This is a genomic window from Butyribacter sp. (assembly GCF_056818865.1).
In genome coordinates this window covers 1-16,806 of sequence record NZ_DBLYGC010000030.1, presented here as the reverse complement: position 1 = coordinate 16,806, position 16,806 = coordinate 1, and the positions used below count along the sequence as shown (strand labels likewise).

At 34.7% G+C, this 16,806-nt stretch carries 14 protein-coding genes; 1 reads left to right on the top strand and 13 read right to left on the bottom strand.

The genetic code is table 11. The features are described from left to right. Nucleotides 1-14: 14 nt before the first annotated feature. From purD to purM, 3 genes are all read right to left on the bottom strand, one after another. On the bottom strand, nt 15-1,292 hold the full coding sequence (purD, locus tag ACZLXV_RS12045) for a phosphoribosylamine--glycine ligase (protein WP_482383584.1): 1,278 nt from the start codon (nt 1,290-1,292) through the stop codon (nt 15-17). A 22-nt stretch (nt 1,293-1,314) separates the two neighbouring features. Further along, nucleotides 1,315-1,953 (bottom strand): phosphoribosylglycinamide formyltransferase, encoded by a 639-nt coding sequence (gene purN / locus ACZLXV_RS12040; RefSeq protein ID WP_022223417.1) that lies wholly within the window; start codon nt 1,951-1,953, stop codon nt 1,315-1,317. Nucleotides 1,954-2,027: 74 nt separating this feature from the next. Beyond that, entirely contained in the window at nt 2,028-3,056 is a 1,029-nt protein-coding gene (gene purM, locus ACZLXV_RS12035) for a phosphoribosylformylglycinamidine cyclo-ligase (RefSeq protein ID WP_367336549.1), read from the bottom strand. Between the two features lie 255 nt (nt 3,057-3,311). On the opposite strand from purM, the gene ACZLXV_RS12030 reads away from it, so the two are divergent. Further along, nucleotides 3,312-5,090, top strand: coding sequence for a bifunctional homocysteine S-methyltransferase/methylenetetrahydrofolate reductase (locus tag ACZLXV_RS12030; RefSeq protein ID WP_482383583.1), 1,779 nt, complete (start codon nt 3,312-3,314; stop codon nt 5,088-5,090). A gap of 384 nt (nt 5,091-5,474) precedes the next feature. Here ACZLXV_RS12030 and ACZLXV_RS12025 read toward each other — a convergent pair whose 3' ends face one another. From ACZLXV_RS12025 to ACZLXV_RS11980, 10 genes are all read right to left on the bottom strand, one after another. Continuing rightward, nucleotides 5,475-6,242: a hypothetical protein gene (locus ACZLXV_RS12025; protein WP_482383582.1), complete on the bottom strand. Its 768-nt coding sequence runs from the start codon at nt 6,240-6,242 to the stop codon at nt 5,475-5,477. 53 nt (nt 6,243-6,295) lie between these two features. Beyond that, complete coding sequence (locus tag ACZLXV_RS12020; protein WP_482383581.1) at nt 6,296-7,453, bottom strand: M20 metallopeptidase family protein; 1,158 nt, start codon at nt 7,451-7,453, stop codon at nt 6,296-6,298. 213 nt (nt 7,454-7,666) lie between these two features. Continuing rightward, complete coding sequence (tsf, locus tag ACZLXV_RS12015; protein WP_022223411.1) at nt 7,667-8,599, bottom strand: translation elongation factor Ts; 933 nt, start codon at nt 8,597-8,599, stop codon at nt 7,667-7,669. A gap of 26 nt (nt 8,600-8,625) precedes the next feature. Next, the gene (gene rpsB, locus ACZLXV_RS12010; protein ID WP_022223410.1) at nt 8,626-9,348 is read right to left on the bottom strand and encodes a 30S ribosomal protein S2; all 723 of its coding nucleotides are present in this window, start codon (nt 9,346-9,348) and stop codon (nt 8,626-8,628) included. 219 nt (nt 9,349-9,567) lie between these two features. Continuing rightward, nucleotides 9,568-11,055: a threonine synthase gene (gene thrC / locus ACZLXV_RS12005; protein WP_482383580.1), complete on the bottom strand. Its 1,488-nt coding sequence runs from the start codon at nt 11,053-11,055 to the stop codon at nt 9,568-9,570. Nucleotides 11,056-11,169: 114 nt separating this feature from the next. Next, complete coding sequence (locus ACZLXV_RS12000) at nt 11,170-11,592, bottom strand: ATP-binding protein (protein ID WP_482383579.1); 423 nt, start codon at nt 11,590-11,592, stop codon at nt 11,170-11,172. 44 nt (nt 11,593-11,636) lie between these two features. After that, nucleotides 11,637-11,855: an AlbA family DNA-binding domain-containing protein gene (locus ACZLXV_RS11995; protein WP_482383578.1), complete on the bottom strand. Its 219-nt coding sequence runs from the start codon at nt 11,853-11,855 to the stop codon at nt 11,637-11,639. A gap of 153 nt (nt 11,856-12,008) precedes the next feature. Beyond that, on the bottom strand, nt 12,009-14,363 hold the full coding sequence (locus tag ACZLXV_RS11990) for a fibronectin type III domain-containing protein (RefSeq protein WP_482383577.1): 2,355 nt from the start codon (nt 14,361-14,363) through the stop codon (nt 12,009-12,011). Nucleotides 14,364-14,501: 138 nt separating this feature from the next. Further along, nucleotides 14,502-14,900: a hypothetical protein gene (locus ACZLXV_RS11985; protein ID WP_482383576.1), complete on the bottom strand. Its 399-nt coding sequence runs from the start codon at nt 14,898-14,900 to the stop codon at nt 14,502-14,504. A 31-nt stretch (nt 14,901-14,931) separates the two neighbouring features. Then, nucleotides 14,932-16,740: a leucine-rich repeat protein gene (locus ACZLXV_RS11980; protein ID WP_482383575.1), complete on the bottom strand. Its 1,809-nt coding sequence runs from the start codon at nt 16,738-16,740 to the stop codon at nt 14,932-14,934. Nucleotides 16,741-16,806: the final 66 nt, after the last annotated feature.

The following is a 16,806-nucleotide window of genomic DNA, read 5'->3' as shown; positions in this document are numbered from 1 at the left end:
TTATTATTTAAAATTTATGCCTCGTCTATTGCTTTTCCAATATCGTGACGCATATATTTGTTGTCAAAATCAATCCATTCTGTAGCTTTGTATGCGTTTACTCTAGCTTCTTTAAGTGTTTTTCCTTTTGCAGTTATTCCAATAACACGACCACCGTTTGTAACGATACCCTCGTCTGTTTTCTTCGTGCCTGCATGGAATGCATAGTAACCTTCTTTATCTTTTCCTTCAAAGTTTTCAAGACCTTTGATGAGTTTTCCTTTTTCATAGTGCTCCGGATATCCGTCAGATGCAAGAACAACACATACCGCAGCATTGTCTTCAAATGAAAGGTCTATCTGGTCAAGTCTGCCGTCTATACAAGCATCTATAACATCAATTATATCATTCTCCATGCGTGGAAGAACTACCTGTGCCTCAGGGTCACCAAATCTTGCATTATATTCAAGAACTTTTGGACCATCATCGGTAAGCATAAGACCTACAAATAAAATACCTGTAAAATCTCTGCCCTCAGCTTTCATAGCATCCATTGTAGGCTGATAAATATATTTTTCACAGAACTCTTTTACCTCATCAGTATAGAACGGACTTGGAGAAAATGTTCCCATACCTCCAGTATTTAAGCCCTGGTCACCATCTTTTGCACGTTTGTGATCCTGGGCACTTGTCATAGGTTTAATATGAGTTCCGTCACAGAAACAAAGAACAGATGCCTCGCGTCCGGTCATAAAATCTTCAATAACAATTGTATTTCCGGCATCACCAAACTGTTTATCAAGCATAAGTGTTGTAACACCCGCTTCAGCCTCTTCAAGTGTATTGCAGATAAGCACACCCTTTCCGAGAGCAAGCCCATCTGCTTTTAAAACAATCGGAAAGCTTGCACTCTCAAGATATAAAAGTGCTTCTTCCGGTGAATTAAATGTCTCATAATGACATGTAGGAATATTGTATTTCTTCATAAGATCCTTTGAAAAACTTTTGGACCCTTCGATAATGGCTGCATTTTTGCGAGGTCCGAATACGCGAAGTCCTCTTTCTTCAAAAACATCTACAATTCCACCTACTAACGGATCATCCATTCCGATAATTGTAAGGTCGATTTCACTGTCTATGGCAAAATCTGCAAGTTTGTCAAATTCCATTGCTGAGATGTCAACGCACTCAGCAATCTGCGAGATACCACCGTTGCCGGGTGCACAATAAATCTTGTCAACCTTTTTGCTCTGCGATACACTCCATGCTATAGCATGTTCACGTCCACCGCTACCTACTATAAGAACTTTCATATTAATCCTCCATTCTTCCCCTCTACTCTTCAACATGTGCAATGCCGTCAATTACTTTAACTTTTCCGGCACCAATCAAATCAATAGCTTCAGGTAAAATATTCCATTCTGCTTCTTCCATAACACGCTTCTGTAAAATTTCAGGTGTGTCATTCTCATGCACCTTTACAGCTTTCTGTAAGATGATAGGACCATGGTCGGCCTCTTCATCAACAAAATGAACTGTAGCGCCTGTCACCTTGTTTCCGGTAGCGAGTACGCTCTCATGTACTTTAAGCCCGTAATATCCCATTCCGCAATGTGCTGGAATAAGTGACGGATGTATATTTATAATTCTGTTTCTGTACTCATGTATCATCTTGACAGGTACAATTACAAGATAACCTGCAAGGACGACAAGATCAATATCATGTTTTTTCAATGTTTCAACCATAGCATTTGCAAAATCATCCCTGTTTTCAAATCCTTTAGGACTGATACATACAGCATCTATACCGGCTTTTTTTGCACGCTCTAAAGCATACGCATCGGGCTTATTACTGATTACTATTGAAATTTCGGTATTTCTGATAGTGCCATCATTTACCTTGTCTATGATAGCTTGAAGATTTGTTCCACCACCTGAAACACATATAGCAATCTTTTGTTTCTGTCCGCTCATGTACGAAACCTCCTCATAAAGCATTAAGCGGATATAACCTTATCCGCTTTTAGTATCTTTTATCTGGCTAATTATTAAACTAATGTAACACCCTTTTCACCTTTGATGATTTCACCAACGATAAATGCTTTCTGACCTGATTTGTTTACAAGCTCAACAGTCTTATCTGCATCTGCCGCATCAACCGCAAGCATCATGCCAATACCCATATTGTATGTATTGTACATCATTTCTTTGGCAATATCGCCATCTTTTGCAAGCATATCAAAAATAGGAGGAATCTCGTAACTGTCTGCCTTAATCTTAGCTCGAACTCCCTCGTGAAGCATACGAGGAATATTCTCATAGAATCCACCACCTGTAATATGACTGCATCCTTTTATAGTAACGCCGCCCTCTTTTACAGAACGAAGTGCTTTTACATAGATAATAGTCGGTGTAAGTAAAGTCTCACCAAGAGTTTTTCCACCAAGTGATTCATAACTTACATTAAGATTTTCTTTCTTCATAGGAAATACTTTTCTGACAAGAGAATATCCGTTGCTGTGAATACCTGAAGATGCTATACCCACAAGGACATCACCCTCTTTGATAGTCTTGCCTGTAATCATATTCTTGCGGTCAACAACACCTACTGCAAATCCGGCAAGATCATACTCATCTACAGGATAAAATCCTGGCATCTCAGCTGTTTCGCCACCGATAAGTGCAGCATTTGACTGTCTGCATCCCTCTGCAACACCGCTTACGATAGACGCAATCTTCTCAGGTTCGTTTTTTCCACATGCTATGTAGTCTAAGAAAAATAATGGTTCACCACCTGCACATGCAATGTCATTTACACACATTGCAACACAATCAATACCAACTGAATCGTGTTTATCCATCTCAAAAGCTACCTTGAGTTTTGTACCAACACCATCTGTTCCTGATACCAGTGTAGGCTGCTCCATGTTTTTAAATGCCTCCATAGAAAATGCACCAGAAAAACCACCTATATCTGTAAGTACCTCATCTCTCATAGTACTTGCAATGTGTTTTTTCATCAGTTCAACAGCTTTGTAGCCAGCTTCGATGTCAACTCCAGCGTTCTTGTAATCCATTATTGCCTCCATTCTGCCATTACGGCACTCTTATTATCATGTGTTTTGTAACATTCTTGTGTATATTTTTTACAAAATCACTATAAACAGTATAAATTTTATCACAAATGTTTTAATTTGTCATTGAAAATTTATTGTAAAATTCAAAAACTTGTTTTTATGCCTAAAAAAATGTATAATTTGATTTGTCTTATCTAAAAAAATAAGACACAAATTACTATATGCACAAAAAATATGGGCAGAAATGAGGAACTGATGAATTTTAAAGATTATATTAGAACACATAACATTCTGGCAGATGGTTCATTTGGAACATATTATGCAGAAAAATACCATACAAGTGAGGCCCCTGAATATGCAAATATCTATCACAAAGACAGAGTTACAAAAATACACTCTTCTTATCTTGAAGCAGGTGCAAAACTTATACGAACAAATACTTTTGCAGCAAACACCATGTCTATGCAGAAAGATTTCTCTTTTGTCAGAGAGAACATACAAGAAGCTGTTTCTCTTGCAAGAATAGCAATTAAACTTGCCGGATGCAAAGATGCATTTATAGTAGGTGATATAGGACCTATCTCAACTGCGTCAGGTTTCTCAAGTGAAACAATTGAAAATGAATTTTATGACATAGCAAAAACATTTGCCGACGAGGGAATAGAAATAATACAGTTTGAAACTTTTATGAGCATGGAAATACTGTCTAATGTAATACCAAAAATCAAAAAAGAACTTGGTCTTTATATTATGGTATCATTTTCGGTAAATCAGCTTGGATACAGTGCTTCCGGACTCAGCGCAAAAAATCTCATAAGAGAAGCTTGTGAGGTCGAAGGTGTAGATGCCGTTGGTTTAAATTGCGGAATAGGCCCTTATCATATGTATAATATCCTCGAAAAAATCGAGATTCCGGCAGATAAAACACTTATTGCTATGCCTAATGCCGGATATCCTGTTCTTACAAGAAACCGGATGGAATTTAACAGTCGTCCTGAATATTTTGCCGAAAAAACCAGAGAACTGCTCTCTCTCGGTGCGGATATAATCGGTGGCTGCTGTGGAACATCACCGGAATTTATATCTTGTTTATCTGAAATAACCGGTATGGATATAAAATCTGAAAAACACATAGAAAAATCTATTGCCGCCACGGCTAAAAATCCTGTAAATTGCGGATTTTTATACGATGAAACAGGCAGAAAGAAAGAAAAAAAATTTATTGCCGTTGAACTAATTCCACCATTTAATACAGACGATGAAAAACTTCTCGAATCAGCTCATTATCTCAAAAATGCAGGCGTAGATGTTTTGACATTCCCGGATTCACCATCCGGAAGAACAAGAGTTGACTCCGTATTAATGGCTGCAAAAGTTTACAGAGAAACAGGTATTGAAGTAATGCCGCATGTATGCTGTCGTGACAAAAATGCATTCGCAATGAGAGCAATGTTTATGGGTGCAAAAATAAATGATATAAAAAATTTCCTTATCATCACAGGTGACCCGGTACCCGCATCAGCAAGAAATCTTGTTAAATCGGTATTTAATTTCAGCTCGGTGGGACTTATGAAGATTGCTCAGGAAATGAACAAAGAAGTATTTAATGACAATCCTTTGAATTACGGTGGAGCAATAAACCAAAACCTTATAAATCTTGATTCAGTGATAAATACCACTAAAAGAAAAATGGAAGCAGGAGCAAACTTTTTTCTTACGCAGCCTGTCTTTTCCAAGGAAGAAGCCAAACGGCTAAGAAAAATAAAGGAAGAAACCGGCGCATGCATCTTCGCCGGAATAATGCCGCTTATAAGCCGCAGAAATGCTCTTTTCATGAAAAATGAGATTGCAGGGATAAATGTTACTGATGAAATTGTTGAGCGTTATCCTGAAAACGGTTCAAAAGAAGAAGGCGAAAAAGTTGCCGTTGAACTTGCAAAAGAAATCATATCTTATATTGATGATTTTGCAGACGGTTATTATTTCAGCTTTCCATTTAACAGGGTTTATCTCTTAAATAGAATTTTGGGGTAACCTATTTACTTGACGAAAAAACGGATATAGTATTTCCGACTCAGAAACGGCTCTCGCCTCGGAGAACATCGTAGCAGTACATAAAGGTGTCAAATACACACCTTAAGTACTGACGATGTTCTAACGTTATTCGCTGAAAATACTATATCTGTTTTTTCTGTGTAATGATAGTTGTTAGTTTATAATTATAAGTCTGTGGTTATTATTTTGACGGTCAGTCTATAGTTGTTGCTATGATATTTTTTCTGATAATTTTTTTATACAAACAATATTCTGTATTAGCAGTCATAGTTTTATGATTGTTTTATATTGATGTTTATTACTTATAGTTATCAGTTTTAGCCATTTTTTTCTTATCAAATATACAATTTGTAGTTTTCGTTTTTAACTAAGGCTGTCTAAGAATTTTTTCATGGTTTCATGGTTTACTCCGCCTGAATATATATATTCAACATCGTTATATACAAATACTGCAATTGTTACTTTTATCTGTGTGTTGTCGTATCCCCAGCCGGTCGGACCATCTGTTTTGTCATCAAATAATACAGCTTTTATTTTAAGATTTTTTATATTGTAGACTTCTGCATTATGCTTTTTTCCTGATTTGCCTGTAAGGTCTATCTGTGTATTTTTTGACGCAAAACTTAATTCTTCGCCTGTATATTTATCTGTTGAATTTTCTGTATCATTTCTTATTGAAATCTGCATCATTATCGGTGATTTATACAGTTCTGTTGTCTTATAGTTTAATAAATCTGTTTCACCGCTGACAGTTCCTTTATTTACAGATATATTTTTTAAGTCTCCTACAGAATACATATCATCAGATATAAGTGCTCCGATAAGATTACCATATTCGTCTTTTTCTGCAGTGTATTGAATACAGCCATCATATTTATATCTGTTTTCTGACTCTAAAAGTTTGATGCCTATCCTGTCTCCTATTTCTTTTACCGAGTTAAATCTACAGTCCGTTTTTGGTGCATTTTTTGAAAAAGAAATATTTTTAGTTGTCATTTCTATATTTTCTGAACTGCCGTTGTCATTTTCTATTTCAAAACTGTAAGAAAAATAATTAAATACTTTATTCATCAAATTTTTGTATTTATCGTACATTATTTCAAATTCATGAGCACTCATTTTTGACTTCATATAATGCCTCCTTTCACTATATATACAAGTGAAAATGAAAAAAGGTCAATTTTTTATTTTATTTTTTCAATCAGAGAATAAAGTGTTTTTATTATGTCATAATATCTGCTTTCATTCATGTTAAATTTCCCATTATGTATAGGATAATTTGTTTCTTTTTCGATTTCTGCCGTAAATACAATAAAAAGTCCTTTTGCATAATCAAAATAATACGCTGCACTGTCACCGGATAAAAAGTGTTTGTCTACTAACCGGCAGTTTTTATCCCAAATTTTACTGCCACATTCCAGCACGGTGTCTACAAGATATTTATCATTTATTATAGGTGGTATCGGCTCTTTTGTTATATCCATTTCTATTTTTACATTATATTTTTCTTCAATCTGTGATGCAATGTCAAAGATAATATTGTATAATTTGTGATAATCTTCGGGTTTTGCCGCTCTGAGTGTTCCCTCCATATAAACATCTGATGCGATAACATTTTTGGCTGAACCGCCGTTTATCGTTCCTATCCCCGTTATAAATGGCAGGTCTGATGTGTATGTGCTGTTTAGTTCGTTTAATTTTAATATAAATTCACTTGATGCCACAATCGCATCAGTGCCTTTGTCTGAGTTACACCAATGTGCAGATTTACCTTTTATAGTTACTTCCATTTTCCCTATTGCTGCTGATGCTGAGCCATATTGCACTTCCATTCCATATGGGGCATCATTTACAAAATGAAACATTATAAAGTAATCTACATCAGGCGATTTCATAACACCACCGTTAAGCATTATATCTGTTCCCTCTCCATTTTCTTCTGCGGGCTGAAAAATGAATTTTATTGTATTCTTTAATTCGGATTTATTTTCATTGCATATTTTTGCAAGTACAAGTGTGCACGCCATTATAGCATCATGTCCACAAGCATGTGATACTCCATTATTCAGACTTTTGTATTCGATTTCATTTTCCTCTTTAACAGCTATCGCATCCATTTCAGCACGCACTGCTACAACTTTTGCATCCGGATTGTCAGAGTATAACACAGCAGTAATGCCGCACTCTCCTACCCTTTTTGTCACAATACCGTTTTCATTTAGATATTTTTCAATATAGTCAGCCGTTGAATATTCTTTTAGGCTGGGTTCCGGGTGTGCATGAAAATATCGCCTGAGTTTTACTATTTCATTTTGATAGTTCTTAAAAGCTGTTGTATTCATTCTTGTCCTCGTTTATATTTAAATTTCTGATGGTCTAAGATGTACTCTATAAATCATTAAAATTAACAGAAATAACCCATTTTCCGGAACGATTATTTCCAATTCTTTTTATTATGCCATTTATTAAACAAATTAAGAAAGAACCCTATAAGTATCAGAAGTTACCAATACCTATAGGGTTTGATTTTTCAAAAATTATATTAAAATATGAGATTAGTTACCCATCTGAGCTGCAACTTCTGCTGCGAAGTCTTCTTCTTTCTTCTCAAGACCCTCACCAGTCTCAAAACGAACAAAACTCTTAAGGTTGATGCTTACGCCCTCAGCCTTAGCAACGCTCTCTACATACTTTTTAACATTTTCTTTATTTTCTGCTTTAACATATTCCTGCTCAAGAAGGCAAACCTCTTTAAGCTCTTTGTTAAGACGTCCTGTAATCATTTTCTCAATGATTTCGTCAGGCTTGTTAGCATTCTTAGGATCGTTCTTAGCCTGCGCAAGAAGAATTTCTTTCTCATGCTCTTTATACTCAGCATCTACATCATCTGATGAAAGATACTTTGGATTTAATGCAGCAATCTGCATAGCTACATTCTTTAAGCACTCTTTGACTGCATCACTTGCATTGTCAGTGTCAGCTTCAACTAAAACACCAATCTTTCCGCCTGCATGGATATAAGAAACAACTGTTCCTTCTGTCTCAATCTTAGCGAAACGACGAATGTTCATGTTCTCACCGATAACAGCGATCATAGCTTTAAGCTTCTCATCTACTGTTACACTTGTATCAAGTGCCCAAGGCTCAGCAAGGAAAGCGTCGATGTCTGCTGCTGTTGTTGTCTTAGCCTGAGCTGCAACTTCTGCAACATAATCCTGGAATTTTTCATTCTTAGCTACAAAGTCTGTCTCAGAGTTTACTTCTACGATAGAAGCTGTCTTTCCGTCTTCTGAAACATCAACTGCAACGATACCTTCTGCAGCGATACGACCAGACTTTTTAGCAGCCTTAGCAAGACCATTCTCTCTAAGCCATTCTACTGCCTTGTCCATATCACCATCAGTCTGACCAAGTGCTTTCTTACAATCCATCATTCCGGCACCAGTCATTTCTCTTAACTCTTTAACCTGTTTAGCTGTAATTGCCATTTTAGAATCCTCCTATTTAAAATTGATTATGCGTCAGCTTCCTCAGCTGCTTCTTCTGCCATAGACTCACCCTGGTTTGCTTCGATAACAGCATCAGCCATCTTAGAAACGATAAGTTTAACGGCTCTGATAGCATCATCGTTACCTGGGATAACATAGTCAAGTTCTTCAGGATCACAGTTTGTATCTGCGATACCGATAAGAGGAATACCAAGTGTATGTGCTTCCTGAATACAGATTCTTTCTTTCTTTGGATCTACAACAAAGATAGCATCTGGGAGTTTCTTCATATCTTTGATACCGCCAAGGTTCTTCTCAAGTTTCTCCCACTCTTTTTTGATAAGGATAACTTCCTTCTTAGGAAGAACATCAAATGTACCATCTTCAGACATTGTCTCGATTTCTTTTAATCTCTTGATACGAGTCTGGATTGTCTTGAAGTTTGTAAGCATACCACCAAGCCATCTCTCGTTTACGAAATACATTCCGCAACGCTCAGCTTCTGTCTTGATAGAATCCTGTGCCTGTTTCTTTGTTCCTACAAAAAGGATAGAACCACCGTTTGCAACGATGTCTTTAACTGCATTGTAAGCTTCATCTACTTTACCTACAGATTTCTGTAAGTCAATGATATAAATACCATTACGCTCTGTGTAGATGTACTCAGCCATTTTAGGGTTCCATCTTCTTGTCTGATGTCCAAAGTGAACACCTGCTTCAAGTAACTGTTTCATTGAAATAACGCTCATAATTGTACCTCCATGGTTTTTCTTCTTCCATATGCTTCCAAACATAAGACCTTTGACATGGCGTTACTATGTCAAGGCACCGATACGAAATCCGCATATGTGATTAATAGATTAATAATTTAATAGGTATGTCATGTGACAAAGCACACAACATACCTATTATATCATAATAATTTTTAGTTTGCAAGTATTGTTTTTGAAGAATTATATTTTTAAACTTTATAAACCAAGAATTTTTTCAACTGTCTTCTGCATATCCTCTGTCTCGCATACTGTATCATGAAGAACAGGTGCCGTACGAATTTCCTCTACAGCATTTGGAATCTTAACTCCTGATGTTTTGCAGAGTTCATCGATAAGAGCAAAATCATCCATGCCCTCATACTTCTTATCGATGGCACTCATTACGCTTGTACCAAATTTGTATGGACTTGCTGTCGATGCGATAATAGTCTTTGTATCGTCGTTTGTATTCTCTTTATATGTATGATATACAGAAGAAGCAACTGCCGTATGAGTATCCATAACATAACCTGTCTCATCGTAAACTCTCTTTATCTCTTTTGCTGTGTCCTCCTCACTTGCCCATCCCCCTGTGAAATCAGCAAGTTTTGCTTTCATATCGTCTGTAATAGTATATTTGCCAGTTGTTTTCAGCGCATCCATCATATCTGCTGTTTTCTTAGCATCGTCTCCTGCAATTCTGAAGATAAGTCTTTCAAGATTGCTTGAAATAAGAATATCCATAGATGGTGATGAAGTAAGGATAAACTCACGGTTTCTGTCGTAAACACCTGTCTCAAAGAAATCGTAAAGAACCTTATTTTCATTTGAAGCACAGATAAGTTTTCCAACCGGAACACCCATATTTTTAGCATAGAAAGCTGCAAGGATATTTCCAAAGTTTCCTGTAGGTACTACAAAGTTTACTTTCTCTCCTGCTTTAATATCTCCATTTGCGAGAAGTCTTGTATATGAATAAACATAATAAACAACCTGTGGTACAAGACGACCGATGTTAATTGAGTTGGCAGATGAGAACTGATATCCATGCTCATCCATAACTTTTGCAAGTTCTTTATTGTTAAACATAGCCTTAACACCACTCTGTGCATCATCAAAATTTCCTGTAATGCCGACAACTTTTGTGTTTGCACCCTTCTGTGTAACCATCTGGCGTTCCTGAATTTTACTTACACCGTTTTTAGGATAAAATACAATGATACTTGTTCCCTCAACATCTGCAAATCCTGCAAGTGCAGCCTTTCCTGTATCTCCTGATGTCGCAGTAAGAATAACGATTTCATTCTTGATATTGTTTTTCTTCGCTGATGTAGTAAGAAGGTGAGGCAGTATAGAAAGAGCCATATCTTTAAAAGCAATTGTTGCACCATGGAATAACTCAAGATAATATGCATCTGATTTTTTCACAAGCGGAGCAATCTCTTTTGTGTCAAACTTTGAATCATATGCTCTCTCAATGCAAGTCTTTAATTCAGCTTCGGTAAAGTCTGTGAAAAACAGTTTCATAACTTCATATGCTGTCTCCTGATATGTCATTTTGGAAATTTCCTCTAAAGAAATATCAAGTTTTGGGATACTGACAGGTACAAAAAGACCTCCATCATCTGCAAGACCCTTCAAAATAGCCTGAGATGCAGTAACCTTTGTTCCCTCGCTTCGAGTGCTCTGATACATAAGTTCCATTATTTCCTCCATTCCGCCGCACCATATTTTTATAGTACAGTCATTAAATAATTATCTTTTTGTCTTTTAATGTTATATTATACATTATGAAGAAAGTTATTGCAAGAATGTACTTTAGGAATTTATTTTCCAATACCCTTTTCTTGCTGAACCCACTCTCTCAATCACCCCCATTTCTTTTAAGTCTTTTAGCCTTGCTGCAATTGTTTTTCTACTTATCTTAAATATATTTGCAAGTTCAGTAACAGTATAGTTTGGATTGACCATAAGAATATCGAGCAAATCATTCACCTTATCATTCACTCTATCGTTCACCATACTATCATTAAAGTTTGATTCAGAAGTGTAATTTAATTTTTTTCTAAACAAATTCACCCGAAACATATTATCAAACACTTCCACTTCCGGAACTGGAAGCTCATAATCAGCCGCACCATTTAAAATCCTCTGCATACCGCTTCCCCATGCTTCAACCAGACCCATTTGGCTGAATACATTAGCAATTGCTTTATTACGAATTTTTGAATGGCCACTCATCAATTCCTCATAAGTTAATCCATTGTACAATCCACCTGGGGATGTTACTTATTCTGCAAAATTTTCCAATTATATAACTTTTTCTCGTTGACAGTGCGTTCGACCAGTCCGGATTTTTTACGAAATACACCGATTATCAGTCTTCCGCCCTGAGTATTCGCAAACGCAATTATTGACTTCATATATTTTTCGCTTTTCTCCGGTACCATTGATTTGTACTCAATTTTTTTAGATTCACCTAAAAACAAATCATCTATTGCCATTGTCCCACCTCCCTGTCTGGTAATATTTTTTAGCAGTTTCGTTTCTATTATAAAAATATTATAACATATCCGAATATGTAAATCTATTTGAATACGATAGCGAAATCTATTACAAAAAAGTCCAAATTTGTACCGAAAAACTATTTTCCTTTTTTATTGTGGCATAATAACGATGTTATTATAGAATTTCCCATACATTACATAATTATTAGTATCGGCATTCACCTCTCCAATTTTACATATATAATCACCGTTATTAGAAACAGCATACAATATATATTTTTTTGAACCCACTACAAAATCCCAAGTTATAGTTTCTTTATTTTCGCGTATATTTTTATTTCTCTGAACATTTTTAGCTGGAGCATTATATTTGATTTCAAATTCTTGTGGTCTTGATGAATAATTATCATACCGTTTTTCGTTTACAATTTTATATGTATATACATGACCATCTTCTAAAGGATTTTTTACTCTAACATATGAGGATGTTTGACCATATACTGAGCAAAATACCTTTTCCTGTATCTCCCAATCTCCATCCTCTTCTTTTCTGTAAATTTGCAAACTATTACATATTAAATCATCACTTGATTCCGGCGAAAAAACATAAAATTTATTATTAATAAATTCGCAACTACTAATGGCAGGCGCAATTATTCGCATGTATTCAATATAATCATCGCTATATTGACCTTCAAATCCATCAAAAACTTCTGCTATCGTATAAGCATACACATTTTCTTTTTCTACATCAGTATCCTCATAGTTATTTATATCTCCTGATGAAATCATTGCACATTTTTCAAATATGTTATCTTTAGAGTTCATATTTTTTTTATATAAAATATAACCCGTTGCCTGTTTTGATTTTTGCCATGTTACTTTTAATCCTTTTTCAGTATTTTCTATAGATTCAACTTTCGTTCCTTTGAGATTTATACATATTTTTCCTGTTTTATTATATTGTCCTTCAATTTGCTTTCCTGTTGAATCCATAATACAATATGCGCTCACACTATATATATATTTTGTATAATCTTTACAATTATCAATCTTATAACTAAAGAATTCATCTGCTTCAAGTTTTTTACTGTATTCACCAATTTTCTGAAAACTTTTTCCATCTATACTTCTGTAAATATAATAACCATCTGCTTCTTTTACACCTTTCCATAAAACCTTATTTAAATCACTTTTATTTTGTGTTGTTATTAACTCAGGCACAGTTAATTTCACAGTGTCAACTTTATAAGGAATTGTGTAAAACTTAATCTTGTTTCTTTTCGCAGAATACCATATAATTTTCCCATTTACCGCAACAGGTTCACATTCACTTAACTCGTAATTTTTCTTAGATTTTAATTTTGTAATAAATTTTCCTTCTCCATCAATTTCACGGTAATAAAGCATTTTTTTGTATTTCCATATAAGCATATAGCGATTTTTACTTATTCTTGTCAGATACGGCGTGTAATCATCTGTATTTTCTGTCTTAAAATTTGTTACAAACTTAAATTTCACTTTATGTGTTTTTTTGTCCATTGTTGCAATATATACATTTTTTATTTCAGTATATACTAATTTGTTGTTTTTTTCATCTTTTTTCTGGTCTACACTTGTACCACATATTATATAATTGGTATCTGAAATTTTAAAGTCTCCAAGAGTCGCACCTGTTGTATTATCTCCTGTTTCGCCTGCTATACTAAAAAAAGTATAACTGCTGTCATCATTTATATCGTTCAGTACCATCTCACGCGGATAAGCATCCCCATGGTCAACTGCTATCATATTTCCATCATCAATACAAAGCATCTGATTAAACGAATGGCTGACATATCCATAATTTTTGTTTTCGTCAGCATATCCATATAGTTCTGTGGGATGATCCAGTACTTTCATATTTTCCTTATCTACGACAATAGTCATGCTTGATTGGTGATGGTTTCCATCATCAGTTTCGTACATCGTCCTTCCGGTTTTTATATACATAATATCATCATAAAATTCTACACTGCATGTTCCTGCATCAAACGGACACACCGTAAAACAATTTTTTACATTTGTCTCACCTGTTTTTTCCCATTTTGAATTATAACGTGTAATACATACTACAGACTTTTTATTATTCTCTTTATTATTTTTCTGACCTGTCACAATAAAAAAATCTTTCCCATCATATGCAGCATCTCCCCACATAGAAAGGCTTCTCTTGATTTTTTTTGCCCAAAGACTTTTAAATGATGAATCAAAACACTCCACTATAAAATGCTTGTCAGAGTTTTCAACTCGAATATATGTGCCATTTTTCATTGCAAACAATCTGGCAGATGATACCTTTGCCCAGTTCCATATATAGGTCTGCTTTTCTGTGTATATTTTTTCATTAACCTTTGACTTTGTTGTTATAATATCTTTAGCCGAAACATTACATTCAAATATAAACATTGATAATATCAAAATCAATATTGTATTTAGTATATTTTTCATTTTCTTCTTTTTCATACTGTTCGCTCCTTAGTGATTTTATACCTTGTGTACTACAATCGAAATACATTAGCATTACCAATCTTTCTTTTTCATGTATTTTAGATTAACGGCAAAAAAGTGCACAAAATATAATTTTAACTTATTATTTATTATTTACAAACTTGCTTTATCCTTTGTATATTCGCTGTAACACTTTTCTCCACATTTCTTGCAAATTTTATTTATTCTATATGTATATCTTTTCCCTGGAACATATTGTACACTTGTGTATTTAATTTTTCCTTCAGAATCCTTTATATAAGTTTCAATAGGAACAGATATATCTTTCTTGTCAATTATAACTTCATTCAACTTTTTTAAATGAAATTTTTTTTTGCAATTTGGGCATTTATAATCTTTTCCGAACCAAAAATAAATAACGCAAATCAAAACAACAATTCCGCCAAATGATTGTACTATACAAAATCTATCATATATCCCATATGCAATAAATAATATGATAATAATGGTTGTACATAAACGTGGCTTACTTTTAAATAAAAAATCAAACATTTTTGTGTTCTCCTCAAATTTTTCTTTATGTTTATTTATTGTTAAAAGCACCCAAAAATTCATCAACTGAATTATATGTATTTTCATTCCATGTTATAGCTGTTAAATTACTACATTCACTAAATGCTCCTTCTCCTATAACAGTTACACTTGAAGGTATATTTATGCTCTGAAGACTACAACATTCTAAAAATGCACATTCACCTAATTCTTTTACATTTTTTGGTAATTCTATCCTTGTAATACCAGTGCATTGCTGAAATGCAGCATCGCCTATTTTAGTTATACCTGATGGCAATTCTATATCTTTTAAGTTACTACATCCTTTAAACGCAGCAAAGCCTATACTTGTTACACTATCTGGTATCTGTATATTCACCAGTTCAGTACAATTTTCAAATGCATAATTGCCTATTTTTTTCACATTTGCCGGAATTACGGTATTATTACACCCTGTAACCAATTCATTTTCTGATGTTTTAACTATTCCGTTGCAATTGTCACGGCTGTCATAAATCTTATTATTTTCACTTACATTTATATTTGTCAAACTGCTGCAGCCTGAAAATGCACATTCATTTATACGTTCAACACTCGCCGGAATTTCAATATTTACTAATGATTTACAGCCTGAAAATGTCCAGACACCTATTTCGATTACTCCTTCTGATAACTTGATATCTTGTAAATTACTGCATCCTTGAAATGCTCCATCAGCTATTACTTTGACGCTTTTTGGTATTTCCATACTTGTCAACAATTTACAACCGCCAAATGCACCATCACTTATTTTTGTTACGCTTTGAGGAATTATTGTCCCTGCACAGCCTGCGACCAGCTCATTCGTAGCTGTTTTTATTACAGCATTGCAATTATCACGGCTGTCATAGACCGTATTTTTTTCATCAATTATAATAGTTTTTAAATTTTTACAATGTGAAAGTGCACCATTTTCTATATTAGTTACACTCGCTGGAATAGTCACGCTTACCATATTAGTATTAAAAAGATCTTCAAATGAATCGTAATATATAGTTTCAACCCCTTCATTAATTTTTAATGAGAAAGGTTCTGTACAATTTATTATATCATCAATATCATCATCACCATATACAAATTCTATTATTCCATCTGGATTCTTTGTCGGCTCTATTGTTGGCTCTACTGTCGGTTCCTCCGTTGGTACTGTTATTGGCTCTTTTGTCGGCTCCTCAGTTGGTACCATCGTTGGCTCTGCTGTTGGTTCCTCGGTCGGTTCTTCAGTTGATACTGCCGTTGGCCTTATTGTCGGTTCTACTGTCGGTTCCTCGGTTGGTGTCATCGTTGGCTCTGCTGTTGGTTTCTCCGTTGGTACTGTTATTGGCTCTTTTGTCGGCTCCTCAGTTGGTACCATCGTTGGCTCTACTGTCGGTTCTACAGTCGCAGTAGTTTCAGGAATGTTTGTTATCTCAGGTGCTTTTGTAATCATTGGATTGTTAGTGTTTTCCGGTGCTTTCGTCTTTTTAGTTTTCTTAGGTTGAACGACAGTAACTTTACATTTGTATTTTTTTCCTTTTACTGTCGCCTGAACCATTGCATTGCCCTTCTTTACTGCTTTAATAGTACAGCTCATCTTACTTTTTTGGGTTATTTTCACAAATTTTTGTCCATTTGTTACTTTCCATTTAACTTTATTTTTATTATTCTTTAATTTTATAACAAATTTTTGTCCTACAGATACTTTCGCTGATTTTGTCATAACAATCTTTTTTTGTGCTTTTACTAATGTATTATTTGTACTACCAATCACCAATGAAGCCATTAATACAATAGCTATACTTTTTTTAATATTCTTTTTCATCACTTTGAAATCCTTCCTTATCTTAATTTGATTTAGTTATCATTCTGCATTTAACTTTTTAATCCC